This window comes from Streptomyces sp. NRRL WC-3618, from assembly GCF_001280005.1.
Lineage (GTDB): Bacteria > Actinomycetota > Actinomycetes > Streptomycetales > Streptomycetaceae > Streptomyces.
Genome location: NZ_LGDW01000035.1, coordinates 1 through 23,830, shown reverse-complemented (window position 1 = coordinate 23,830; position 23,830 = coordinate 1). Strand labels below are relative to the sequence as shown.

Annotated in this window: 19 protein-coding genes and 1 pseudogene; 14 read left to right on the top strand and 6 right to left on the bottom strand. The window is 69.0% G+C overall.

The features are described from left to right. Positions 1 to 77 precede the first annotated feature (77 nt). Both ADL01_RS05635 and ADL01_RS40960 read right to left on the bottom strand, forming a co-directional pair. A complete protein-coding gene (locus ADL01_RS05635; RefSeq protein ID WP_053740770.1) occupies positions 78 to 338 on the bottom strand; it encodes a hypothetical protein in 261 nt (86 codons plus the stop codon). Between the two features lie 254 nt (positions 339 to 592). Beyond that, positions 593 to 2,161 (bottom strand): ISL3 family transposase, encoded by a 1,569-nt coding sequence (locus tag ADL01_RS40960; RefSeq protein ID WP_078960338.1) that lies wholly within the window; start codon positions 2,159 to 2,161, stop codon positions 593 to 595. A 182-nt stretch (positions 2,162 to 2,343) separates the two neighbouring features. On the opposite strand from ADL01_RS40960, the gene ADL01_RS47695 reads away from it, so the two are divergent. Both ADL01_RS47695 and ADL01_RS47690 read left to right on the top strand, forming a co-directional pair. Beyond that, complete coding sequence (locus tag ADL01_RS47695; protein ID WP_420719686.1) at positions 2,344 to 3,435, top strand: Helicase associated domain protein; 1,092 nt, start codon at positions 2,344 to 2,346, stop codon at positions 3,433 to 3,435. Positions 3,436 to 3,444: 9 nt separating this feature from the next. After that, the gene (locus ADL01_RS47690) at positions 3,445 to 4,173 is read left to right on the top strand and encodes a helicase associated domain-containing protein (protein WP_420719687.1); all 729 of its coding nucleotides are present in this window, start codon (positions 3,445 to 3,447) and stop codon (positions 4,171 to 4,173) included. A gap of 48 nt (positions 4,174 to 4,221) precedes the next feature. Here ADL01_RS47690 and ADL01_RS05615 read toward each other — a convergent pair whose 3' ends face one another. The 4 genes from ADL01_RS05615 to ADL01_RS05600 all read right to left on the bottom strand — a co-directional run bounded on the left by ADL01_RS05615 (position 4,222) and on the right by ADL01_RS05600 (position 8,849). Further along, the gene (locus ADL01_RS05615; protein WP_053740768.1) at positions 4,222 to 4,926 is read right to left on the bottom strand and encodes a FadR/GntR family transcriptional regulator; all 705 of its coding nucleotides are present in this window, start codon (positions 4,924 to 4,926) and stop codon (positions 4,222 to 4,224) included. Between the two features lie 87 nt (positions 4,927 to 5,013). Next, positions 5,014 to 6,057, bottom strand: a complete 1,044-nt coding sequence (locus tag ADL01_RS05610; RefSeq protein WP_053740767.1) for an ABC transporter permease — start codon at positions 6,055 to 6,057, stop codon at positions 5,014 to 5,016. 2 nt (positions 6,058 to 6,059) lie between these two features. Next, positions 6,060 to 7,670, bottom strand: coding sequence for a sugar ABC transporter ATP-binding protein (locus ADL01_RS05605; protein WP_053740766.1), 1,611 nt, complete (start codon positions 7,668 to 7,670; stop codon positions 6,060 to 6,062). A 129-nt stretch (positions 7,671 to 7,799) separates the two neighbouring features. Next, a complete protein-coding gene (locus ADL01_RS05600; protein ID WP_053740765.1) occupies positions 7,800 to 8,849 on the bottom strand; it encodes a sugar ABC transporter substrate-binding protein in 1,050 nt (349 codons plus the stop codon). Between the two features lie 841 nt (positions 8,850 to 9,690). Between ADL01_RS05600 and ADL01_RS05595 the strand changes: the two genes are divergently transcribed. The 12 genes and pseudogenes from ADL01_RS05595 (at position 9,691) to ADL01_RS05540 (ending at position 23,400) form a co-directional block, all read left to right on the top strand. Further along, entirely contained in the window at positions 9,691 to 10,542 is an 852-nt protein-coding gene (locus ADL01_RS05595) for a fumarylacetoacetate hydrolase family protein (RefSeq protein ID WP_053740764.1), read from the top strand. A 14-nt stretch (positions 10,543 to 10,556) separates the two neighbouring features. Then, the gene (locus ADL01_RS05590) at positions 10,557 to 11,894 is read left to right on the top strand and encodes an L-fuconate dehydratase (RefSeq protein ID WP_053740773.1); all 1,338 of its coding nucleotides are present in this window, start codon (positions 10,557 to 10,559) and stop codon (positions 11,892 to 11,894) included. Next, entirely contained in the window at positions 11,891 to 12,649 is a 759-nt protein-coding gene (locus ADL01_RS05585) for an SDR family NAD(P)-dependent oxidoreductase (RefSeq protein WP_053740763.1), read from the top strand. Before ADL01_RS05590 ends, ADL01_RS05585 begins: the two co-directional genes overlap by 4 nt. Continuing rightward, positions 12,646 to 13,641 (top strand): aldo/keto reductase, encoded by a 996-nt coding sequence (locus ADL01_RS05580; RefSeq protein ID WP_053740762.1) that lies wholly within the window; start codon positions 12,646 to 12,648, stop codon positions 13,639 to 13,641. The genes ADL01_RS05585 and ADL01_RS05580 overlap by 4 nt, the downstream gene beginning before the upstream one ends. A gap of 49 nt (positions 13,642 to 13,690) precedes the next feature. Next, entirely contained in the window at positions 13,691 to 14,002 is a 312-nt protein-coding gene (locus ADL01_RS05575; RefSeq protein WP_053740761.1) for an L-rhamnose mutarotase, read from the top strand. Positions 14,003 to 14,126: 124 nt separating this feature from the next. Continuing rightward, positions 14,127 to 14,867, top strand: a pseudogene (locus ADL01_RS05570) ((Fe-S)-binding protein). Then, the gene (locus ADL01_RS05565) at positions 14,864 to 16,357 is read left to right on the top strand and encodes a lactate utilization protein B (protein WP_053740759.1); all 1,494 of its coding nucleotides are present in this window, start codon (positions 14,864 to 14,866) and stop codon (positions 16,355 to 16,357) included. The pseudogene ADL01_RS05570 and the gene ADL01_RS05565 overlap by 4 nt, the downstream one beginning before the upstream one ends. 2 nt (positions 16,358 to 16,359) lie before the next feature. Next, complete coding sequence (locus tag ADL01_RS05560; protein ID WP_053740772.1) at positions 16,360 to 16,995, top strand: LutC/YkgG family protein; 636 nt, start codon at positions 16,360 to 16,362, stop codon at positions 16,993 to 16,995. Positions 16,996 to 17,315: 320 nt separating this feature from the next. Continuing rightward, positions 17,316 to 19,376, top strand: a complete 2,061-nt coding sequence (locus ADL01_RS05555; RefSeq protein WP_053740758.1) for an alpha-L-fucosidase — start codon at positions 17,316 to 17,318, stop codon at positions 19,374 to 19,376. Positions 19,377 to 19,532: 156 nt separating this feature from the next. Continuing rightward, entirely contained in the window at positions 19,533 to 21,173 is a 1,641-nt protein-coding gene (locus ADL01_RS05550; protein WP_053740757.1) for a GDSL-type esterase/lipase family protein, read from the top strand. Between the two features lie 125 nt (positions 21,174 to 21,298). Further along, a complete protein-coding gene (locus ADL01_RS05545; RefSeq protein WP_053740756.1) occupies positions 21,299 to 21,568 on the top strand; it encodes a hypothetical protein in 270 nt (89 codons plus the stop codon). A 740-nt stretch (positions 21,569 to 22,308) separates the two neighbouring features. Beyond that, the gene (locus ADL01_RS05540; protein WP_053740771.1) at positions 22,309 to 23,400 is read left to right on the top strand and encodes an SGNH/GDSL hydrolase family protein; all 1,092 of its coding nucleotides are present in this window, start codon (positions 22,309 to 22,311) and stop codon (positions 23,398 to 23,400) included. The last annotated feature ends 430 nt before the right edge of the window (positions 23,401 to 23,830 follow it).

Sequence of the window (23,830 nt, the reverse complement as noted above, 5' to 3'; positions counted from 1 at the left end):
GGCGACACCCGGGCCCTCGGCCTGCACAGCCTCAACCCACGGCACAAAAACGGTCCACCAACTCCGTCGGCGGACCGTCACGAAACTTCGAGGCTAGGGGCCTTGGGGGCGGTTTCGCGTCGCGTCCGCTCCTCCGCCCCGAATTCCGCAAACTTCAGCAACATTTCGACCGCGAGTGGCGCAATGTCGGGTCGGCGCAGGAGGTTGCTGGCATACGGCACGAGCTCGGGCCTCTTGGTGAGAAACCGCTCGACGGCAATCCGACGTTCTTCGGGGATCTCCGGGAACTGATCACAGACGGGTCGGTCGGAAGCCGGCTCTGGACGATCGACGCTCATTTCGTGCTCCTCACCAACCTTGCCCGATCCGGCACATCGATCTTGTCATTGTCCACACCGCTGGCCATCGCCACCAGAGCCGTCATGCTGCCGCTGGCCCCCAACCACCGCCACATTGCGCTCCGCCACCACGAAGGTCCCAATTCAGGACGGCCCACGGGGCCAAAAACAAGACACCTGATCTTCACCAATCACCCCAGCACTGGGGGAGGTTGGAGATTCTGGCAGTGGTCGCGGGGAGTCGTCACGGTCGGTTACTGAAGCAGGATCAGCTTTCGGAGTAGTTCGAATTCGGCACGCCCGTATAGCTGCCTTTTGATTTTTTTGATGCGATTGACGGCACCTTCCGTGCCGCCGGAGCTCCAGGACAGGGTGAGGCCGGCGGTGACGGCGTCGAAGTCGCTGTTCATGCTGCGGGCGTAGCCGGTCAGTCCGGGCAGGTCGTCCCGGACGACGGCGTCGATCCAGTCGGGGAGCAGGGTTCCGAGGTGACAGGTGAGGATCTCGCCGAAGTCGCGGATGTGCTGGTGAGCGGCCTCCAGTTCGGGGCATCGGGCCAGGATCAACTTGAGGTGCTGATGTTCTTCTTCACTGAGCGTGGTGGGGTGGCGGGTGAGCCAGCCGGTGACCCTCGGGACGCTGGGTGGTGCGGGCGCCGGGGTGCCAGCCTTGGGCCGGAAGGCGCGAGGTAGTCGCGGACGGAGGCGTATCCGTCGGGGTAGCCCTGTTCGGTGATCTCGCGGTGCAGGGCGATGGCGTTCGTGCACCCTTGTGACCATCGGCGTTGCAAGTAGGGCTTGTAGGGATCGAGCTTGCTCGGCCGCAGTGGCATCCCGACGATCATGTCCTGCCAGCGTGCGGCGTGCGCGTACCTCAACACCGTTTTCCGGCCCCACCCAAGATGCCGGGCGATCGCGCGGAGGCTGTGTCCCTGCGCGATCAGCTCGTGGACCTGGGCGTGAGCGGCCTTGCTTGCGTTCCGCGCGCGGTCCGGTGGGATCCGCCGCCACCGCAGGCTCGGTGCCGTCCGCCGGTATCGGGGCCGGTTCTTGCAGGCAGGAGCGGTGGGCGCCGACGGTCTTCTCCACGGCCCGGCCGAGGCCCCGCCAGAGGTGGAAGCGGTCGGCGACCTGGACCGCTTCCGGGGCGCCGAGCCGGGAGCCCTCCGCGTAAGCCCCAGCCCTGTCCCGGCAGAGGACCTCCACGCCCGGGTGCGCGGTGAGCCAGTCGGCCAGCGGTCCTGCCTCGCGGCCCGGGAGCACGTCGATGACTTGGTGCGTCTCACCATCGGTAATCACCGTCGCGTACCGGACACCGCGGCGGGTGGCGAAATCATCGACACCGAGGACCCGCGGGGTGTCGTGGAGCGGGTCAGGCATCGCCCGGACGCGGTTCAGCAGCCCCATTCGCCCCGCGGTCAGCCCCAGGGCAGTAGCCATCCTGGACCCGACGCGGCCCGCCAAGGCGAGCGCGACTCGGTCCAGGAGCTCGCCGAGCCGGTCAGTGCACCGCGCGTACGGGCTGCTCAGCCCCGATATCTGCTCAGCGAATGTGCGCTGGGAGCAAGCCGGATCGACGCACACGAAGCGTCGCACGGACAGTAGGATCCGTACGGCGTGCCCGGCCAGCGGAAGATCCTGCAGCTGTCGCTCATAGCGGTCGTGCACCCGTGCCGACGCCCGGCCGCAGGACGGACACACGCCTTCACCACTCCGGCCGGCCAGCCGCACCATCAGTCCACTCACCCCGTGCACTGCGGCGGTGATCAGCACCTCGACGCCCTCGAACAGCACGTCCTGCCAGGAGATCTCGTCGTGGTCCATGTCCTGGGCATCGCCCCGGACGGTACGAAACAGCTCGCACTCACCACACCTGATGGAGCGTCACGTATGGCGATTCGGGCTGAGGCTCGCCCCGGCGTGCAGTCCGGAATCGAACAGCCCCTTCACCGACCGTGACGGCTCCCCGTGATCGCTGCCAGAGCCCAACTCTCACCTACAAAGCCATGGTGTGCCTGGACATCACCGACACCCAGCTCCAGGCCGCCCAGCTCCTGGGCGAGGACGCGCGCTCCGAGCACGTCCGCGGGGCCCGGCTCGCCGCGCTGCAGACCGCTCTGGTGAAGGCGTCCTCGGAGGAGAGCTTTCGGCGCACGCTTGTCTTCCACCACATGGTGAAAGAGGCCGAAGCGTTCGCGGCCGGCCTCCCGCACGCCGCCAAGCGGCTGCATGCCACCGATCCGGAGCTGTACCCGAAGGCGGTCTGGGCCAACTGGCTGTGCGGCGACCACAAGCCCCTCCACCGGCGCCGTGTCCTGGACGAGTTCTCGAAGGGAATCGCTGCTGACGGCACGGTCGTGGAGAAGACGTTCCTCGGGTCCGTTCGCGTGCTCGGCGAAGGCATCGATACATCCCACTGCGACTCCGTGTACTTCGCGGATGTGCGCGGCTCCATGCCCGACCTCGTCCAGGCCGTCGGCCGGGCGCTGCGGATGCAGCCCGGCGAGGGAAAATCGGCGTCACTGGTTGTGCCGGTCCTGCTCGGGCCCGCAGCAACGGCCGCCAACATGCTCACCAGCCGGGCGTACGGCGGACTGGCGAAACTGCTCGAGGCACTCCGCGCCCACGATGCCCGCATCGTCGAGCAGCTCGCCGAGCCACAGGCACCAAGCCTGGTCAGAGGGGTTCAGAGCCGCAGCGGGGCGGAAGGTGAGGGAACCGAGAGCGACCGAAGCGACCGACTGTCGGTGCCAGCTCGGCAGCTGCTGAAGTTCTCCACGCCGCGCGACCCCGCGCAGCTGGCAGCGTTCATCAACCTCCGTGTCCTCAACCCCGAACACCAGCACTGGCGACGCGGCTTCGAAGCCGCCGCCATCTACACCCGCGAATACGGCGACCTGAAGGTGCTCTTCACCTACCGCGTGCCGCCGGGTGGGGAAACGGAAGCCGAGGGCTGGCCCGCTTCCCTCGCCGCATTCCCACTGGGGCAATGGATCGCCGACAGCAGGAGGTTCTACGCCCGCGGCGACATGGACCAGGACCGCATAGAGCAGCTGGAAAAGCTCGGCATGATCTGGTCGTACTACGACGTCGCGTGAGAAGAGGGCCTGGCCGTCGTTCGAGGGTGGGTCGCCGAACACGGGCATGCTCTCGCCCCGCTGGACGCCATGTACCAGGGGGCGAAGGTGGGGATCTTTCTGAAGAACGCCAGGGCAGCGGCGCGGAAGGCTGCCGAGATCGAGCAGCGGCGTGCCCAGGGGCTCCCCGGATCGTCGGCCGGCGCCCTGTCGGAAGCGCGGCGTGAGCAGTTGGAGGAAATCGACCCGTCGTGGCGCCCGGCCTGGCCAGTGGAGTGGCAGCGCTGCTTCCACCTCGTCCGGCTCCACCTGGAAGCCGGCGGCGCACTGCCCATGTCGCCGGGCGAGTGCGTACACCAGGGCGAAGACCTCGGACGATGGGTCAAGACGCAGCGGCTCGGCTTCGACAAGCTGAGCACCGTGCAGCAGTGGATGTGCGAACACATCCTCGGCATCCGACCCGCGACCGAGGACGAGAAGCCGCGCCCGCGCCGCACGCAGGCCGACAAGTGGGCGCTCAACTACGCAGCCGCCAGACAGTACTACGAGCGCGAGGGGCACCTTCGGGTACCGAGGAAGCGCGTCGAACGGATTGCCGTCGACAGCGGGGACGACAGTCGCGACGGCAAGAGCGGCGGGGACCAGGAGGAACGAGAGATCAAGCTCGGAGCATGGATCGCCAACCAGCGCTCGCGTGCCGGGGCCCTCTCCCCCGAGCGCGTGGAACAGCTCTCTGCCATCGGCATGCGCTGGACATGATTCTGTCCCTGTGCCAGCGATGTGGGCGCCGGAGGGGGCCCGGAACGGTCAGTCCTCGACGGCTTGAAAAGGGGTGTCGTCAGTCAGACTCGCGGCCAGCCACTGCTCCACGGCCGTGATGTGGACGGTTGCCGCAGAGGCGGCCAGCAGGGCGTCGCGTGAACGGAGCGCGTCAAGGATCTGCTCGTGGTCCTGGTGGGCGTTGTCGAGGGCGTTGCTGGTCCTGCTGCCGCGGACGATGCGGACACGCTGGGTGCGGGTGGAGAGCACCTGCAGGAGCATGGACAGCACGGGGTTGCCGACGGCTTCGACGATCCTGAGGTGGAAGGCGATGTCGTGGGCGACGAACTCCTCCACCGTGGTGACGGTCCGGGACCGGTTGAGGATGTTGCTCAGTTCGTGAAGGTCCTGCGGCTTGAGCAGCGCGGCGGCAAGACCAGTCGCCTGCGGTTCGAGCAGTCGGCGTACCTGGAGCAGTTGCAGAGCCGTCTGGCCCTGGGAGACGTCGGCCGCGAAGGAGAGGCTTTCGAGCAGGAGATGGGGCTCCAGGCTGGAGACGTACGTGCCGTCGCCCTGGCGGGTGATCAGGATGCGCATGGCGGTCAGCGCCCGAACGGCCTCGCGCAGCGAGTTCCGGGACAGGCCGAGCTGCCCGGCGAGGATTTCCTCCTTGGGCAGACGGGAGCCGGGGGCGAGTTCACCCGCGACGATCATCGCCTTGATCTGGTCGATCGCGTCGTCCGTCAGGGCCACGAGCGTGCCTCTCCGTGCTGGGGATGAGTGGGGGAACGGCTCTGCCGGGCCCGGGCAAGGCCCGGCAGAGCCGCTTGCGGGCGTGGTTTATTCCTGCTTCTCTCCGGAGGCGAACCGGGAGATGACCAGGGCGACGATGATGATGGCGCCGTTGAGGAACTGGTTCCACAGCGGAGGTACACCCGCCAGTGTCATGACGTTCACGACCAGCTGCAGGGTGAGGACACCGGTGAGGGCGCCGAACACGGAACCCTTGCCGCCGTTGAGGCTGACCCCGCCGATGACGGTCGCGGCGAAGACCTGGAAGATCCAGCCGCTGCCCTGGGTGGCGGAGATGGAGCCGTAGTGGCCGCTGTAGAGGATGCCGGCGAACGCGGCGAGGACGCTGCCGAGGATGAGGACGATCCACACGATGTGGTCGACGCGGATACCCGCCGTGCGGGCCGCCTCGGCGTTGCCGCCGATCGCGTACAGCGCGCGGCCGTGACGGAGCCAGGCCAGGGCGCTGCCTCCGAGTGCGAAGAGCAGTGCGCACACCCAGATGGCAGCGGGCACTCCCAGCCAGGACGCCCTGCCCAGGTAGGTGAAGGAGGAAGGGAGCTCGACGATGGACTGGCCCTCGGAGAGGGCGACTTGCAGACCGCGGAGCATGGTCAGGGCGCCAAGGGTGACGATGAAGCCGTTGAGCCGAAGCTTCAGGATGAGGAAGCCGTTGACAGCGCCGATGAGCGCGCCGACCAGCAGACAGAGCGGGACCGCTGTCCATTCGGGCAGGAGGCCGAGCCCGTTGAACCGGCCGCCGCTGGTCGGCAGGACGAGCCACACGGCGATGACTGGAGCCACTCCGATGGTGGACTCCAGTGACAGGTCCATCCGTCCGGCGACCAGGATGAAGGTCGTGGCGAGCACCAGCAGGCTCAGCTCGGTGGACTGCTGGGCCACACCGATCAGGTTGTCGGCGGTGAGGAAGGCCGGCGACACGATGAACCCGATCAGGCCCAGCACGAGAATCGCGGGGACCAGGGACAGTTCACGCAAGCGTCCGAGGTCGGTCCGGCGGCGGACGGTGTCGTCGGTGGCCGGCTCCGCTGTGCTCGCTGCGGGCTCGGTGAGATCTGTGGTGGCGGACATGGCTACCTTCCGTGCTCGTCCGCGCCGGACGGGGCGGGTACGGCGGATACGGGGGACGCGGTGGCGGGGGTCGTGTCGCCGCAGACGCCCTCGACGGCGGCGACGATGTCCTCGTCCGTCCAGCCGCGCTCGAACTCGGCGACAACCCGTCCGTGGAACATGACGACGACCCGGTCGCAGACCTTGAGGTCGTCCAGTTCGTCGGAGACGATCAGCGCGGCCCTACCGCCGTCCGCGACCTGCCGGATCTTGCCGAGCAGGAACTCCTTGGACTTGACGTCCACGCCGTTGGTGGGGCGGATGGCCACCAGTACGTGGGGGTCGGTGGCCAGGGCGCGGGCGATGACGACCTTTTGCTGGTTGCCGCCGGAGAGGGCGGAGACCGGGGTGGCGGCTCCCGGGGTCTTGATGTCGAGGTCCCGGATCATGCGCCGGGCGAATTCCCTGGTACGGGCGGGCAGCACCGTGCCGAGCGGGCCGAGCTGGTCGGTGACGGTCAGCGTGGCGTTCTCCGCCACGCTGCGGTTGTTCACTAGTCCCTGGAGGTGACGGTCCTCGGGGACCAGACCGACCCCGGCGCTCAGCGCGGACGGCACACTGCCGGTTCGCACAGTTTTCCCACCGACGGAGATACGACCTGTCCTGGTGCGGTGCAGACCGGCGATCGCCTCACCGACCTGTACATTGCCGCTGGCCGTGGCTCCGGCGAGGCCGACGACCTCGCCGGAACGGACGGTGAACGAGATGTCCTCGCAGGCACCGGGCAGCGTCAGTCCGTCGAGAGCCAGCAGCTCCGTGGCATCCCCCCACGCGACCCGGGGCCGGCCGGTGGTGGTGGCCGTGGATGCGGACTCGCCGGTCATGGCCTCCACCAGGGCCTGATGGCCGAGCTCGGCGACGGGGGCGGTGAGGATGTGGGCCGCGTCGCGGTAGACCGTGACGGTGGTGCAGAGGTCGTACACCTCTTGCAGGTGGTGGGAGATGAAGAGGAAGGCGACACCCTGACGCTGGAGGTCGCGGAGCTTGCCGAACAGCCGGTCGATGCCGCGGGCGTCGAGCTTCGCGGTGGGCTCGTCGAGGATGATGAAGCGCGCCCCGAACGACAGGGCCCGCGCGATCTCCACGAACTGCCGCTGCTCGACGGTGAGGTGCTTGGCCCGCGCGGCGGGGTCGACGGCCACGCCGTACTCGCCGAGCAGTTCGTCGGCACGTCGGCGCAGATGCTTCCAGCGGATGGGCCGCACCGAGCCGGCGCTCTGTCGGTTCAGGAAGAGGTTCTCGGCGACGGTCAGGTCACCGATGATGGTGGAGCGCTGGTAGACACAGGCGACACGGGAGCGCCAGGCGTCGATGTCACCAAAGGCGGGCGCGGACTCGCCGGAGAAGCGCAGGGTTCCGGTGTCGGGCTGCTGGAGGCCGGTGAGGATGGACACGAGTGTCGACTTGCCGGCGCCGTTGCGTCCGACCAGGGCGTGCGACTCGCCCGGGGCGACGGTGATACGGGCGTCGCGCAGCGCTACGGTCGCGCCGAATCGTTTGCTGATACCGGTCGCCTCGGCCACCGGGGCCGTGGCTCCGGGGCCGGTCGCCGGGGCGGTCGCGGACTCCGCCATGGTGGATACCGTCCTTCGTGTACGGGGCTGGGGCTGAGGGGCGCGGGCGTGCGCGCTGGGCAGCGGGGCGCGCGTCCGGGGACGAGGGCTGTTCGTCCACCGGCGCGCGACGGGCGGACGTGCCGGTCGTCAGCCGACGTCGTTGCCCCACAGGGACTTGTCGTCGACGTTGTCCTTGGTGATCAGCGGGGCGGGCAGCTGGTCCTCCAGGCCGTTGGGCAGCTTGATGATGGTGGAGTCGTGGTCGGTCTTGCCCGGCTTGAAGGTCTTGCCCTCGGCCGCGGCCTGGGCGTAGTACAGCGCGTACTTCGCGTAGAGGTCGGCGGGCTGGGAAATGGTGGCGTCGATCTGGCCCTTGCGGATGGCGTCGAACTCCTGCGGGATGCCGTCGTTGGAGACGATCGTGATGTGACCCTTCTGCCCGGCGGGCTTGAGCAGCTTCTTCTGTTCCAGCAGGGCCAGGGTCGGCTGCAGGAACACACCGCCGGCCTGCATGTAGATGCCGTTCAGGTCCGGGTTCTGGGCGAGCAGCGACTGGAGCTTGGCGGAAGCGACGTCGCCCTTCCAGTCGGTGGGCAGTTCGAAGACCTTGATCTTCGGGAACTTCGTCTTCATGCACTCCGCGAAGGCCTCGGAGCGGTCGCGGCCGTTGATCGAGTCCAGAGCGCCCTGGAACTCGGCGACCTTGCCCTTGCCGCCGAGCTGCTTGCCGAGGAATTCGCAGGCCTTGGTGCCGTAGGCCCGGTTGTCGGCGCGCACCACCATGTAGACGTCGCCCTTGTCGGGTCTGGTGTCGACGCTGACCACGGGGATCTTCTTGGACGCGAGTGTGTCGAGGGTGGAGGCGATGGCGCCGGTGTCCTGGGGTGCCATGACGACGGCCTTGGCGCCGGTGTTCTGGAAGACCTGGACATTGGCGACCAGCTTGGTGACGTCGTTCTGCGAGTTGCTGACCGGCAGGGCGTTGATGCCGTCGGACTTGATGTCCTTCTCGACGTACTGCGCGTAGGAGTTCCAGAAGTCGGAGTCGGAGCGCGGCAGGTCGATGCCGATGGGGGGCTTGTCGCCGCCCGCGGCGGCCGAGGCGGTGCTCTCGCGGTTGCACGCGGTGGCGAGGGACAGGACCGCGAGGACAGCGGTGGCGGCTGCGGCGGTGGAGCTGGTGCGAGCGAGCTTCATGGCCGTGTTCTCTCTTTAGCCAGGGGCACAGGGCCGCAGGGCGACGGTTGGGAGGGGTGGCGTACCCGCCTGTCGAGAGGCGGCGGGGGCGCTGGCCGGGCAGGTGTCGGTCCGGGCGTGAGATGCCGCGGACCGTACCCGAAGAGGGAGCGGACGGTGCCCGAGGGCATGGAAGCGGGACGGCCTCACGGTGCGAACCGAGCTGCGCACCGAATGACGACTATTCCTCCGATGTATCTCGGACGCCGAGACGTTACGACGACGTTGCCGAAGTTGGCAAGAGTCCGCTGCCGAGGATTTGCGCGGCGTCGTCGCCCGGAGCCGCAAGCCGCCGCACCGGCCGTGGAATCCGTCGGTCGTCACCTCGTCCGACCTGCGGCTCCCATCATTCGTGAGGGACAGGCGATCCCTTGCAGGAGTTCACGATTCGGCAACGGCGTCAGCCAGGACGGGCGGGAATAGGCCGGGACGGTTGCCTCGATGGCGGGTGCGTCCGTTCGGGCGGCCGGTGCCGTGGCTGCTCCTACGGATCCACCAGGAGCGATGACCCATTGTTTCCGGTCCCGATTCATCGGATGGGGCCCCTTGTCGGCCTCGCAGCCGTTCCGTTATCTGCGCGAGAGGCGCGCTACTGGACGCCTGGCAAGCAAGGGCGAGCAAATACATCCGAGGAATCCGTTGTCAGTTGAGACTTCTGCACCTTAAGGTCACCGTGCCGCCATACATCCGATGACTGTGCCTGTGGCTGTAAGCCCAGGACTCCGTCCGGCTCGGACACCGGCGGCCCGGCCCCACGGCCGACCACCTCAGACGAATCCCGCATGACAAGGGAGCTTCCCCAGTGAAACTGCTACGAGTCGGCGCCCGGGGACAGGAGCGGCCCGCCGTCCGCACCGACGACGGCCGGCTGCTGGACCTGTCCTCGATGACTAATGACATCGACGGCGCTTTCCTGGCTTCCGGCGGAGTCGGCCGGGCCCGCGCGGCCCTCACTGCGGGAGAGCTGCCCGAGCTGGACCCGGACGGTCTGCGCATCGGCGCGCCCGTCGCGCGTCCCGGCAAGATCGTCTGCGTCGGACTGAACTACCGTGACCACGCCGCCGAGACCGGCGCGGCGATTCCCGCCCGCCCCGTGGTGTTCATGAAGGACCCAGGCACGGTCGTCGGCCCGTACGACCAGGTACTGATCCCCCGGGGCTCGGCCAAGACCGACTGGGAGGTCGAGCTTGCGGTCGTCATCGGCCGCCGGGCCCGCTACCTCGACGGACCTGAGGCCGCGCGTGCGGTGATCGCGGGCTACGCGATCAGCCACGACGTGTCGGAGCGCGAGTTCCAGCTGGAGTACTCGTCGCAGTGGGACCTGGGCAAGTCCTGCGAGACCTTCAACCCGCTCGGCCCGTGGCTGGTCACCGCCGACGAGGTCGGCGACCCGCAGGACCTCGGTCTGCACCTGAGCGTCAACGGTGTGAAGCGTCAGGACGGCCATACCAGCGACATGATCTTCACGGTCGACCACATCGTGTCCTACCTGAGCCAGTACATGGTCCTGGAACCGGGCGACGTGATCAACACGGGAACGCCCGCAGGCGTGGCCCTGGGTCTTCCCGGCACTCCCTTCCTGCGCCCCGGCGACACCGTCGAGCTCTGCGTCGACGGTCTCGGCAGCCAGCGCCAGACCTTCGGCCAAGCGTGAAAGGCAGCATCACCGTGACCGCAACCTCCGCCCGGATCACCGGCGTCGACACCTACGACGTCCGCTTCCCCACCTCACGGGAACTGGACGGCTCGGACGCGATGAACCCGGATCCCGACTACTCCGCCGCCTATGTCGTGCTGCGTACCGACGCCGGCGACGGACACGAAGGCCACGGCTTCACCTTCACCATCGGACGCGGCAACGACGTCCAGGTCGCCGCGATCGGGGCACTGCGCCCCCACATCATCGGCCGGTCCGTACACGAGCTGTGCACCGACCCGGGCTCCCTCAGCCGCGACCTGATCGGCGACAGTCAGCTGCGCTGGCTCGGCCCCGAGAAGGGCGTGATGCACATGGCGATCGGCGCCGTGGTCAACGCCGTGTGGGACCTCGCCGCCAAGCGGGAGGGCAAGCCGCTGTGGCAGCTGCTCGCCCACGCCGAACCCGAGTGGCTGGTCTCCCAGGTCGACTTCCGGTACATCGCCGATGCCCTCACCCCTGAGGACGCCCTGAAGCTGCTGCGTGAGGGCCGCACCGGCCTGGCGGAGCGTGAGGCCATCCTGCTGGAGCGCGGCTACCCGGGCTACACCACGTCCCCGGGCTGGCTCGGTTACTCCGACGACAAGCTCACCCGGCTGGCCAAGCAGGCCGTCGCCGACGGCTTCACCCAGATCAAGCTCAAGGTGGGGGCCGACCTGGACGACGACATCCGACGGCTGCGCACCGCCCGTGCCGTCGTCGGCGAAGGGATCCGCATCGCCGTCGACGCCAACCAGCGGTGGAACGTGGACGAGGCGATCGAGTGGACCAAGGCACTCGCCGAGTTCGCCCCCTACTGGATCGAGGAACCGACCAGCCCCGACGACGTGCTCGGACATGCCACCGTCCGCGCGGCGGTCGCGCCCGTGAAGGTCGCCACGGGCGAGCATGTGCAGAACCGCATCGTCTTCAAGCAGCTCCTCCAGGCCGGCGCCATCGACATCCTGCAGATCGACGCGGCCCGCGTCGGCGGCGTCAACGAGAACCTCGCGATCCTGCTGCTCGCCGCCAGGTTCGGGGTGCCCGTGTGCCCGCACGCCGGCGGAGTGGGTCTGTGCGAGCTGGTGCAGCACCTGTCGATGTTCGACTTCCTCGCCCTGTCCGGCACGACCGAGAACCGCGTCATCGAGTTCGTCGATCACCTCCATCAGCACTTCACCGCGCCGGTGGTGATGCGCGACGGCCACTACACCGCGCCGCTCGCGCCCGGTTTCTCCGCCACCATGAAGGAAGGGTCCATCGCCGAGTACCGCTACCCGGACGGCACGTTCTGGGTCGCCGACCGCGCTGCACAGGGTGGGACGGCATGACCGATCTCTCGGGACTCCGAGCCGTCGTCACCGGCGGCGCCTCCGGCATCGGGCTCGCCACGGCCCGCGCACTGACGGGGCGGGGCGCGGCGGTGGCCGTGCTCGACCTCGTTCCGGACCCGGTCCCCGCACCGCTGCTCGGCATCAGGGCCGACGTCACGGACGACGCCTCGGTGCGCGCCGCCGTGGAACAGGCCGCCGGGCGGCTCGGCGGCCTGGACATCCTCGTGAACAACGCGGGCATCGGCGCCATCGGCACCATCGAGGACAACCCGGACCAAGACTGGCACCGGGTCCTGGACGTGAACGTCCTCGGCATGGTGCGCACCACCCGGGCCGCCCTGCCCCACCTGAGGCGCTCGTCCCACGCGGCGGTCGTCAACACCTGCTCGATCGGTGCCACCGCGGGCCTGCCGCAGCGCGCCTTGTACTGCGCCAGCAAGGGCGCCGTGCTCTCCCTGACGCTCGCCATGGCCGCCGACCACGTCCGCGAGGGCATCCGGGTCAACTGTGTCAACCCCGGCACCGCCGACACGCCGTGGGTCTCCCGGCTCCTCGACGCCGCGGACGACCCCGAGGCCGAGCGCGCCGCCCTCAACGCCCGGCAGCCCATGGGGCGCCTGGTCACCGCCGACGAGGTCGCCGCGGCCATCGTCTATCTGGCGAGTCCGGCCGCCGCCTCCGTCACCGGTACCGCGCTCGCTGTGGACGGCGGCATGCAGGGGCTGCGGCTGCGCCCGGTGGACCGGTCGTGAGAACCACCGGGCTCGGGGGCAGCTCCGTAGCGGTCTCGGAGCTGGCGCTGGGCTGTGCCGCCCTCGGCAACCTCTGTCAACCGGTCGCCGACGAGACCGCCCGTGCCACGGTGGACGCTGCCTGGGACGCCGGGATCCGCACGTTCGACACAGCGCCCCACTACGGTCTCGGCCTGTCGGAGAGGCGGCTCGGCGCCGCGCTGCGCGACCGCCCCCGTGACACCTACACCCTGTCCACCAAGGTGGGCCGGCTTCTCGTGCCGGATCCGGAGGGCGACGACAACGGTGACGACCTCGCCCATGGTTTCGCCGTCCCGGCCACCCACCGCCGGATCTGGGACTTCAGTGCCGACGGGGTGCTGCGCTCCTTGGAGGCGAGCCTGGAACGCCTCGGCGTCGACCGCGTCGACGTGGCCCTGCTGCATGATCCGGACGCGCACGCCGAGCAGGCGTTGCGCGAGGTGTACCCGGCACTGGAGCGGCTGCGTGCCGAGGGCGTGATCGGGGCGATCGGCATCGGGATGAACCAGTCCGCGCTGCCCGCTCGGTTCGGGCGCGAGACCGACATCGACGTGGTGCTGCTGGCCGGCCGTTACACCCTCCTGGAACAGAACGGGCTCACCGAACTGCTTCCGGAGGCGGCCGCCCGCGGCCGTAGCGTCATCGTCGGCGGAGTGTTCAACTCCGGGCTGCTCACCGCTCCCCGGCCCGGGGCCACGTACGACTACGCTCCTGCTCCCCAGCCGGTGCTCGACCGGGCGCTGCGGCTGCTGGCGGTTGCCGAACGCCACGGCGTGCCGCTGCGGGCCGCCGCGCTGCGCTTCCCGTTCGGCCATCCCGCGGTCGCGAGCGTCCTGACCGGCGCACGCTCGCCGCAGGAGGTGCACGACACGGTGGAGCAGCTGCGCCGTCCCCTCCCCCGCGCCCTGTGGGACGAGCTGCGCGCCGCGGGCCTGCTGAACCCGAATACCCCCGTCCCCCCGTCGAGTTGATCGGGCGACCCGGCCCGATCCGGGACGCTGTGCCGTCGAAGGAGCCGCCATGAAGGTCGCCCTGCACACCCAGGTCCGCGCCGACCGCATCGAGGAGTACGAGACAGCGCACCGCGAGGTGCCGGAGGAACTGACTGCCGCCATCCGTGCCGCGGGGGTCAGCGAGTGGACGATCTGGCGAAGTGGCACCGACCTCTTCCACCTGCTGAAGGTCGCGGACTACCCGGCGATGATCGCCGCACTCGAGAAACTACCCGTCAACATCGCCTGGCAGGCACGGATGGCCGAACTGCTCGATGTGGTCCACGACTACTCCGCGCAGGGCACCGCCGCCTCGCTGCCGGTGGTGTGGGAGCTGTGAGCAGATCGGATCCCCGCCGGCTCACGCGCCTCGGGGTACCGCCCGGTCCGGCTGCGCCTCGCACAGGCGTGACGCACCCATGCCCAGCCGTCCCCGCATACCCCGTCGCGCCCCAGGAAAGCCCATGCGCACAGCCCTCTTCATCACCTGTTTCAACGACACGATGTTCCCGCGCACCGGCCAGGCCGTGACCACACTGCTGGAACGCCTCGGCCACACCGTGGAGTTCCCGCAGGGCCAGACCTGCTGCGGCCAGATGCACTTCAACACCGGCTACCGCCCCGAGACCCTGCCCCTGGTGCGCCGCTTCGCCGAGGTCTTCGCGGGCTACGACGCTGTCGTCGCCCCTCCGGGTCCTGCGCGGGCATGGTGCGCGACCATCACCGCGTGGTGGCCGCCCAGTACGGGGACACCGCCCTCACCGAGGGCGGTCGAGCAGGTCGTCCCCACGGTGTACGAGCTGTCGGAACTCCTCGTCGACGTCCTCGGCGTCACCGACGTCGGCGCCTATTTCCCGCACCGCGTCACCTACCACCCGACCTGCCACTCGCTGCGCATGCTCCGGGTGGGCGACCGGCCGCTCGAGCTGCTGCGCGCCGTGAAGGGCATCGACCTCGTCGAACTGCCCGACGCGGAGTCCTGCTGCGGCTTCGGCGGCACCTTCGCGCTGAAGAACCCCGAGGTGTCCAACGCCATGCTCGCCGACAAGATGCGCCATGTGCAGGACACCGGTGCCGAGTTCCTGTGCGCGGGCGACAACTCCTGCCTCACCCACATCGGCAGCGGCCTGTCCCGCCTCCGCACCGGGGTCGGCACGATGCACCTTGCCGAGATCCTGGCCCGCACGGAAGGGGACGTACGGTGAGCGGCGCCGACAACGTCGTATGGCTGGGCACCCCGGCCTTCCCCGAGGCGGCGCGCACCGCGCTCGCCGACACCCGGCTGCGGGCGAACCTGCGCCGGGCGACGGGCACCATCCGGGACAAGCGGCTGGCGGTCACCTCCGAACTGGAGGACTGGGAGGAACTGCGGGAGAGGGCCGCCGCGGTCAAACGCCACACTCTGCGCCACCTCGACCACCATCTCCTGCGCCTGGAGGAGGCGGTGACCGCCGCGGGCGGAGTGGTCCACTGGGCGGCGGACGCTTCCGAGGCCAACCGCATCGTGACCGCCCTCGTGAAGCAGACCGGCGAGGACGAGGTCGTCAAGGTCAAGTCGATGGTGACCCAGGAGATCGGTCTCAATGAGGCGCTGGCGGACGCGGGTATCCGCGCGTATGAGACCGATCTCGCGGAACTCGTCGTGCAGCTGGGCGGCGACCGCCCGTCGCACGTCCTCGTGCCCGCCATCCACCGGGGCCGCTCCGAGATGCGGGAGATCTTCCGGCGGGAGATGAGGAAGTGGGGCAGGCCGGCTCCCGACGAACTCACCGACGACCCCCGTGACCTCGCCGAGGCGGCCCGGCTACACCTGCGGGAGAAGTTCCTGCGCGCCAAGGTCGCCGTCTCCGGCGCCAACTTCGCGGCGGCCGACACCGGAACGGTCGTGGTCGTGGAGTCGGAGGGCAACGGGCGGATGTGCCTGACCCTGCCGGACACGCTGATCACCGTCATGGGCATCGAGAAGGTGCTTCCGTCCTTCGCCGACCTCGATGTCTTCCTCCAGCTCCTGCCCCGCTCGTCCACGGGAGAGCGGATGAATCCGTACACCTCGCTGTGGACGGGCGTCACAGAGGGCGACGGCCCTCAGACCTTCCATCTGATCCTCCTCGCCAACGGCCGCACCGCGGCCCTCGCCGACGAGGTCGGGCGCCAGGCGCCGTCCTGTATCCGCTGCTCCGCCTGCCTGAACGTCTGCCCGGTCTACGAGCGCACCGGCGGCCACGCCTACGGCTCCGTCTATCCCGGCCCGATCGGTGCCGTGTTCACCCCGCAGCTGGTCGGCGTCGAGAACGCGGCCTCGCTGCCCTTCGCCTCGACGCTCTGCGGCGCCTGCTACGACGCCTGCCCCGAGAAGATCGACATCCCGGAGGTGCTGGTCCACCTACGGGCAGAGGCAGTGGAGGCCAAACGCCGTGCGCGGCTGCTGCCCACCACCGAGGCGCTCGCCATGAAAGCTGCGGGCGCCGTCCTGTCCTCTCCCGGGCGGCTGGCGGCGGCACAAAGGGTCGCCGCCCTGGGAGCACGGCTGGTGGCCCGCAACGGCCGGATCGGCGCCCTGCCAGGCCCGCTGGCCCGCTGGTCCACCACCCGTGACACGTCGGCCCCGCCCCGGGAGTCACTGCGCGCCTGGTGGCGCCGTACGAGACCACGTGTGAGAGAAGACAGCCGAACGACGGCGGGAGGCAAGCAATGACGATGAACGGCCGGGAGAGCGTCCTGAGCGCGGTTCGGGCAGCCCTGTCCGGTGTTCCCGGCTCCGAGCGCCCCGACGATCTGCCACGTCCGCGTGGTCGCCGCGCCGACCACGCGGGAGAGGACGTCGTGGGGCTGTTCGCCGAGCGTGCCGCCGAGTACCGCGCCACAGTGGTCCGTGTTCCGGCAGCCGGTGCCGCGGCGGCCGTGGGCAGCGCTCTGAGCCGTACCGGAGCACGTTCCCTGGTGGTGCCGTCCGGGCTTCCCGAAGGCCTGGTCCCGGACGGCCCCTGGTCGCTGCCGGCGGACGTCTTGCCGCTGACCGTCGGACAGCTCGACACGGCGGACGCCGTGGTCACCACGGTCGCCGCGGCCATCGCCGTCACCGGCACCGTGGTCCTCGACCACGGTCCGGGCCAGGGACGGCGGGCCCTGACGCTGCTCCCGGACCAGCACATCTGCCTGGTCCGGGCCGATCAGATCACACCCGACGTGCCCGATGCGCTCCGTCGCCTCGACCCGTCGCGGCCGCTGACCCTCATCTCAGGCCCCTCGGCGACCAGCGACATCGAGCTGGAGCGGGTGGAGGGCGTACACGGGCCCAGGACCCTCGACATCATCGTGCTGGAGGACGCGTAGCCGCCGGAGCGGACATCACGGTTTCGCAGTGCGGTCAGATGGCCGCGCTGCGAAGCCGTGTGCATTTTTTTCCCCGCATCGACCGTGATAGATCCGATCTATTTTTGCGTGTTGACCTGATCGTGGGGCAGTGACGAGGAGATTTCTCATTTCTGCCCTTAGCTCTAGACAAGACGTGAGCGAGTGGCCCTTAATACATCCGATGTCCGAGAAGATGTGGCCTGAGCGGACACGAGCCGTCGTTCCCCGCCGTCCGGGCTGAGTCACGGACAACCCACTGTGGACACGCCCCGTGTCCTTCACCCCTTCAGGAGCCGCACATGACCTCCGCTCCCCTCAGCAGGCGCTCCCTCATCAAGGCCGCCGCCCTCGCCGGCGGCACCGTGGCCTTCGGACTGCCGCAGGCCCTGTGGCCCACCGCCGCCGAGGCGTACTCGGTCTCCTCGAAGATGGACTGGTGGTACCAGGCCCGGTTCGGGATGTTCATCCACTTCGGGTCCTATTCCTACCTCGGCCACGGCGAGTGGGCCTTCAGCTCAGAGAGCTGGTCCAAGGCCGACTACCAGACCCAGGTGTCCGCGCACTTCAACCCCACCGCGTTCAACGCGGCGACCATCGCCCAACTGGCGGCGGACGCCGGCATGAAGTACCTGGTCATCACGGCCAAACACCATGAAGGCTTCGCCATGTGGGACTCCAACGTCCCCGGCTTCACCGACACCACCGGCACCAAGCCGTACAACCTGCGTGACTACGCCGGTGTCCAGGGTGATCTGCTGGCGGCGCTCAAGACCGAGTGCGAGGCACGAGGCGTCAAGTTCGGGCTCTACTACTCGATCCTGGACTGGAACCACCCCTCCCAGACCATCCGAAACGGTCTCACCACGATGGCCTCGCAGGCCGCCCGCACGGGTTACATCGCGGACATGAAAGCCCAACTGCAGGAGCTGCTGGACCGCTACGACCCGGCGCTCCTGTGGTTCGACGGCGACTGGTTCGGCGAACCCTCCAGCCCCACCCTCGAGGACTGGTGGCTGCGGTCGGACGGTGTCGACCTCTACAACTGGCTGATCGCCCGCAAGCCCGGACTCGTCGTCAACGAACGGGTCAAGCGGGACCTCGGTCTGGGCGACTACGCGGTCGCGGAGTTCGGTGTCCCCAACGCGCCCCTGGACCGCCAGTGGGAGAGATGCGACACCATGAACGGTGCCTGGGGCTACCAGTCGGGCCGAGAGAACTCCTACCGCCCCGTCAAGGATTTCGTTCAGGAGCTCGTCACCTGCGTCTCGCGGGACGGCAATTTTCTGCTGAACATCGGCCCCAAGGGCGACGGCTCGGTCACCACCGGATCCGTGACCATCCTGCGCGGCCTGGCCTCCTGGATGGCGACGTACGGCGACAGCGTGCACGGAGCCACGGCAAGCCCCTTCACCACCGACCCCACTTGGGGCAGGGCCACCAAGAAGGACGGCAAGCTGTTCGCTCACGTCTTCACCTGGCCCGCAGGCGGCGTACTGCAGATCCCGGCGATCACCAACACGATCAGCCGCGTCTACCTGATGAACAACCCGTCGGCCTCACTCACCTACACCGTCAGCGGCGGCCAGATCAGCGTCACCGTGCCGGCCACCGCCCCGGACGCCAATGACTCCGTGGTCTGCGTCGAGGTCAGCGGCGTCCCCACGGCCGCCGCCGCAGCCCGGGTGACCGTGTTCCAGGACGTGAGTTACTCCTCGGCGAGCGCCGCCCTGACGCTGGGCAGCTACACCTCCTCCCAGCTGTCGGCCGCGGGAGTGGGCTCCGCGACCATCTCCTCGCTCAGGGTGCCCCAGGGCTACCGGGTGACGGGCTACTCCGGCGACAACTTCACCGGCACGGCCTGGACGTTCACCGCGGACAATCCCGACCTGCGGGTGAGCGGCAACAACGACGCCATCGTCTCACTGAAGGTCACCTTCAATCCGGCCACGTACTTCCGTCTGATCAACGTCACCGACGGTCTGGCCCTGGACAGCGGCGGCAACGTCGCCAGCGGCTCGAACCTCAAGCAGTGGACCCCGGTCGACAACCCCAACCTCCAGTGGCAGGCCGTAGACCTCGGCGACGGCTACTACCGGCTGGTCAACCGCGCCAACGGCATGGTCGCCGACGGCTGGGGCTCCACCAGCAACGGCGCTCCAGCCCAGCAAGCGGCCTGGAACGGCGGCCCCCACCAGCAGTGGAAGATAACCGACCGCGGCAACGGCCGGTACTCGATCGCCAACCGCACCACCGGACTCGTCCTCGACGGCGGCGGACAGGTCCCCTCCGGGTCCGTGACCGGGCAGTGGACCTGGGTGACCAACAACAACCTGCTGTGGACCTTCCAGCCCACCTCCTGACCACCCGCCACGGCCGCGCCGCCCGTACATCTTCCCGGCCCACAGCGCCACGACATGCCTCCTGCGTGCCGCTGTGGGCCGGGGTCCCTCCGACCCGCACGTCTACACGAAGAAGACGCGCAAGAGCCGCACGTCCCACCCAGCAAAGGGCCGCACATGCACACCTCCCGAAGACTTGCCGCCAGACTCACGGCCACGGCATCCGCCACCTGTCTGGCCGCTGTCGGACTCACCCTCGTCCCGGCGGCAGACGCCTCGGCCGCGGGCGCGCCGCAGGGCGGCCACGTCTACGCGCTGACAGCGGCCAACAGCGGCAAGAACGCCGCCGTGCTGTCGGACTCCCTGGCCAACACAGCGGCGGTCGTGCAGAAGACCGCCTCCGGCGGCCCCGGCCAGCTGTGGGAGGCGGTCGACCACGGCGACGGCACCTTCTCGCTGGTCAACATCAACAGCGGCAAGTGCATGGACGTCCAGAACGGCTCCACGACCGAGGGGGCCGCGATCATCCAGTGGCCCTGCACCGGCTCCACCAACCAGAACTGGACTGTCAGCGGTTCGGCGATCGTCTCCGCCCGCAGCGGCCTGTGCCTGGACGTCTCCGACAACTCCACCGCGGAGAACCACGCGATCATCCAGTGGACCTGCAAGAACACGACCAACCAGCAGTGGAGCCTGACCGAGCGCCCGCGCTCGGCGACCTGGGGCCCGAGCATGACCAGCGGCGGCCAGACCTTCACCGAGCGGACCATCCGGATGGTCGTCCACAACAACACCTCCGGCGCGGGACTGCGCATCCGGCTGTCCAACCTGCGCAGCACCACCGCCCTCTCGGTCGGCGCCGTCACGGTGGCCGTCCAGTCCAGCGGCGCCACCGCGGTCGCGGGCACCACACACACCGTCACCTTCGGCCGGTCGGCCACGCCCACCATCCCCGCCGGGCAGGAACTGACCAGCGACGTCATCCCGATGCCGGTCGCCGCGGAGCAGAACCTGCTGGTGAGCGTCTACCTCCCGGGCACCACCGGCGCCTCGACCTACCACGACAACGCCCACCAGACCTCCTACCTGTCCGCCGGGGGCACCGGCAACCACGCCACCGAGGAGGCCGCGACGAACTTCACCACCACCACGAACCACTGGTTCTACGTCGCCGGACTCGACGTCGTGTCACCCACGGCCAACGGAACCGTCGTGGCCATCGGCGACTCCATCACCGACGGCTCCGTCACCACCGACAACGCAAACCAGCGCTGGCCCGACTACCTCGCCCGGCGGCTCCAGGCCCAGTCCGGCGGCCAGCGCCTCGGCGTGGTCGATGCCGGCATCGGCGGCAACCGGGTGGTCACCGACAGCCCGTCCGCGCCGCAGGGCATCGCGGCCAAGACCCGGTTCTCCCACGACGTCCTGACCCAGCCGGGCGTGAAGGACGTCATCCTGCTGGAGGGCATCAACGACATCAACTCCACCACCACCCCCACCACCGCCGACCAGATCATCGCCGGTTACCAGACCATGATCAACCAGGCACACCAGGCCGGTGTCCGCATCATCGGCGGGACGATCCTGCCGAACTCCACGCAGACCACCGCCAAGGCCGCCACCCGCGCCCAGGTGAACAACTGGATCCGCACCAGCGGCGCCTTCGACGCGGTGATCGACTTCGACGCGGCGCTCCGGGACCCGGCCAACCCGGCGCAGCTGCTCCCCGCCTACGACAGCGGCGACCATCTCCACCCCAACAGCGCGGGCATGCAGGCCATGGCCAACACCGTGAACCTCTCGCTGCTCACCCCCTGAGCGGTGCCCACCTCCCGGACGACGTAGTTCCGTCCGGCGCCCCCTCTCCGCGTACGGGGCACCGGACGGAACGGCCCGTTGCCCGTTGCCCGTAAAGAACATGGCGGATAGCGGCGGCCGCCGCTATGGCGGTCGCAACCGCGGCCGCGAACGCCGCCGGAACGACGCTCGTCCTGGATGCCCAGGAGAACTACTACCTCCCCACCGAGGACGAGGGCCCGAGCCTGGACCTCGGCATCACCGCCTCGGGCAGGGACGCCTATCCGGACGTGACGGTTTCCCGTCATCCAGCTCTCCGTGATCAGGGCGTGAATGACCCGGCCGACTGCGCGTCGTGGATGCGGTCATGGCAGGCGTCGCAGGCCGCGACGGCATGCCGCACCAATCCAGCATGACCCGCGCCCAGTCGGACGGCGGCTGTCTGGTTTTGAAGGCGGCGTAGGCTTTCCTCACGGCAGAGCTCGACCGGTTACCAAGACGCTCGTAGCGTTCATCGGCGAGTTCAAGAAGGTGTTCGGGGTCGAGCCGAACTGCCGCGGGCTATCCAACTCCGCGGAATGGGTGGACCGGATTAACCTCCAGCGTCTGCATTCTGCGATCGGTGCCATTCGGCCCGTGCAACAAGGGGTCAACTGCTGCGCTCAACACCAGCCCCCCAACCGGCAGTTGGACTTAAGCTGTAGGGCATCCACTGATCCCGGAGCGGTTCACTCGTGCAGGTGGGTGGCTGCCTGCGAGGTGAGTTGCCACCCGGCTGATCACTCAACGAATGCTTACCAGCGAGTCTGGTGAGCAATTCCCGGCCGCTCGAGCCCTTCTGGTGGTTATACGTGTCGATGTGATCGTTACGTTGTCGGCCGCCCATATCCAACTCGGTGTCAGCCTTGCTAGATTTACACCCGCGTCTCCGAAGCGAAGGCGGGCAGATCCCGCAGCGTCACGGAGGCAGAAATCCCCCTATGCCTTCACCAAGGCCTTCTTCGGGTGCCCGGAAACCGTTGCGGCTGAGTTCCGCTGCTTGTAGCCACGTCTCAGGCCAATGCCTTTCGGCACTCAACCTCCCCCCCAGCAACTGGAAAGCATGTAAGTGATGAGATCCCTTCAGCGTTTCGGCCCCCCGTTGGCCGTCTCTGCCATGACGCTCGTGCTGAGCACGCCCGGACTGGCCGCCGCCGACGAGGTGACCGGCGCCAAGGACACCACGTACTACATCTCGCTCGGCGACTCCCTGGCCTCCGGCTACCAGCCGGACGTCGACAAGGACACCGATGTCGCCTACACCGACCAGCTCTACGCGCAGCTCAAGCAGCGCACCCCCGGGCTGAAGCACATACGCCTCGGCTGCACCGCTGAGACCACCGAGTCCCTGATCAACGGCGGAGAGTGCGACTACCCGCACGCCAAGTCCCAACTGGACGCCGCCTTGCAGGCCATGGCCCAGCACCACGGCAAGGTCGCCTACGTCACCCTCAGCGTGGGCGCCAACGACATCCTCCTCAACTGTGTCAGCCCGGCCGGCACCCTCGACGGGGCATGCCTGAACAGCAAGAGCCAGGCCATGGCGAAGAACCTGGCCCAGATCGCGGGCACGCTCCGCAAGGCCGGCACGGACAACACGCAGTTCGTGGGCTCGACGTACCACAACCCGTTCCTGGGGGCCTGGCTGCAGGGCGCTGCGGGGCAGCAGGCCGCCAAGGAGTCGGCACCCCTGGTCAAGGCCGCCAACACAGGGATCGCCCAGGTGTACAAGTCCACCGGCTTCAAGGTGGCGGACGTGGCCGGGGCCTTCTCCTCGGACGACTTCACCACCCAGGTGAACGTGCCCGGCGCGGGCGAGGTGCCGGCGAACGTGGCCAAGATCTGTCAGCTGACCTGGGCGTGCACGAAGACGGACCCCCACCCCAACGCCGACGGCCACAAGGTGATCGCGGGCGCCTTCTCGGCGATGCTCGCCGAGAGCGACGCGCCCGGTGGGGGCGCGTCCCCCACGCCCAGCGAGTCGGGCACGCCCGGTGGAGGCGCGTCCCCCACGCCCAGCGAGTCGGGCACGCCCGCGCCCGGCAAGGACAACACGGGGGCGAACGACCCGACCACGAACGGAGATCTCGCCGAGACCGGCGCGTCGAGCAGTACTCCCGTCCTCGCGGGTGCCGGTCTCGCGGTCGTGGTGGCCGGAACCGCCGCGGTCTACTTCGCGCGCAGACGCCGTACGGGCGAGGAGAGCTGACGAGCGGTCAGTAGATCGGACTTGGGCAGCAGGCCGCTCGCGGTGTCGCGGGCGGCCTGCTCGGCTCGGCAAGGGACGGCCGGGGTGCAGACCCCGGCCACCCGGGGGGACCGAATCCTGTCGTGACCGGGCCGGATAACCGGCCATGCCCCCATCGACTGCTCAAAACAAAAGACCCCTTTAGCTTTCAATCAATGTCCGCTTACACTCACCGGCGCCAGCCGCCCCGGTGGACGTTGCCTGGCCCAGCCGCCGTACGAGACGCGCGGGCCCCCTGCGTTGAACGGAGAGGATTCGCATGTCCGAAGCAGCCGCAGCAGTTCTGGCCCGGTTCAGTGAACAGGTGCTGGGTCTCCCCCTGCCCGTGGGAATCCGCCTCTGGGACGGCAGCACGGCCGGCCCCGAGGACGGGCCGGCCTTCGTCCTGCGT

Coding starts and splice junctions, on each gene's coding strand:
- ADL01_RS05635 (WP_053740770.1), bottom strand. CDS start 338: ATGAGCGTCGATCGTCCAGAGCCGGCTTCCGACCGACCCGTCTGTGAT.
- ADL01_RS40960 (WP_078960338.1), bottom strand. CDS start 2,161: ATGGACCACGACGAGATCTCCTGGCAGGACGTGCTGTTCGAGGGCGTC.
- ADL01_RS47695 (WP_420719686.1), top strand. CDS start 2,344: ATGGTGTGCCTGGACATCACCGACACCCAGCTCCAGGCCGCCCAGCTC.
- ADL01_RS05610 (WP_053740767.1), bottom strand. CDS start 6,057: ATGTCCGCCACCACAGATCTCACCGAGCCCGCAGCGAGCACAGCGGAG.
- ADL01_RS05605 (WP_053740766.1), bottom strand. CDS start 7,670: ATGGCGGAGTCCGCGACCGCCCCGGCGACCGGCCCCGGAGCCACGGCC.
- ADL01_RS05600 (WP_053740765.1), bottom strand. CDS start 8,849: ATGAAGCTCGCTCGCACCAGCTCCACCGCCGCAGCCGCCACCGCTGTC.
- ADL01_RS05585 (WP_053740763.1), top strand. CDS start 11,891: ATGACCGATCTCTCGGGACTCCGAGCCGTCGTCACCGGCGGCGCCTCC.
- ADL01_RS05575 (WP_053740761.1), top strand. CDS start 13,691: ATGAAGGTCGCCCTGCACACCCAGGTCCGCGCCGACCGCATCGAGGAG.
- ADL01_RS05560 (WP_053740772.1), top strand. CDS start 16,360: ATGAACGGCCGGGAGAGCGTCCTGAGCGCGGTTCGGGCAGCCCTGTCC.
- ADL01_RS05555 (WP_053740758.1), top strand. CDS start 17,316: ATGACCTCCGCTCCCCTCAGCAGGCGCTCCCTCATCAAGGCCGCCGCC.
- ADL01_RS05550 (WP_053740757.1), top strand. CDS start 19,533: ATGCACACCTCCCGAAGACTTGCCGCCAGACTCACGGCCACGGCATCC.
- ADL01_RS05545 (WP_053740756.1), top strand. CDS start 21,299: ATGGCGGTCGCAACCGCGGCCGCGAACGCCGCCGGAACGACGCTCGTC.
- ADL01_RS05540 (WP_053740771.1), top strand. CDS start 22,309: ATGACGCTCGTGCTGAGCACGCCCGGACTGGCCGCCGCCGACGAGGTG.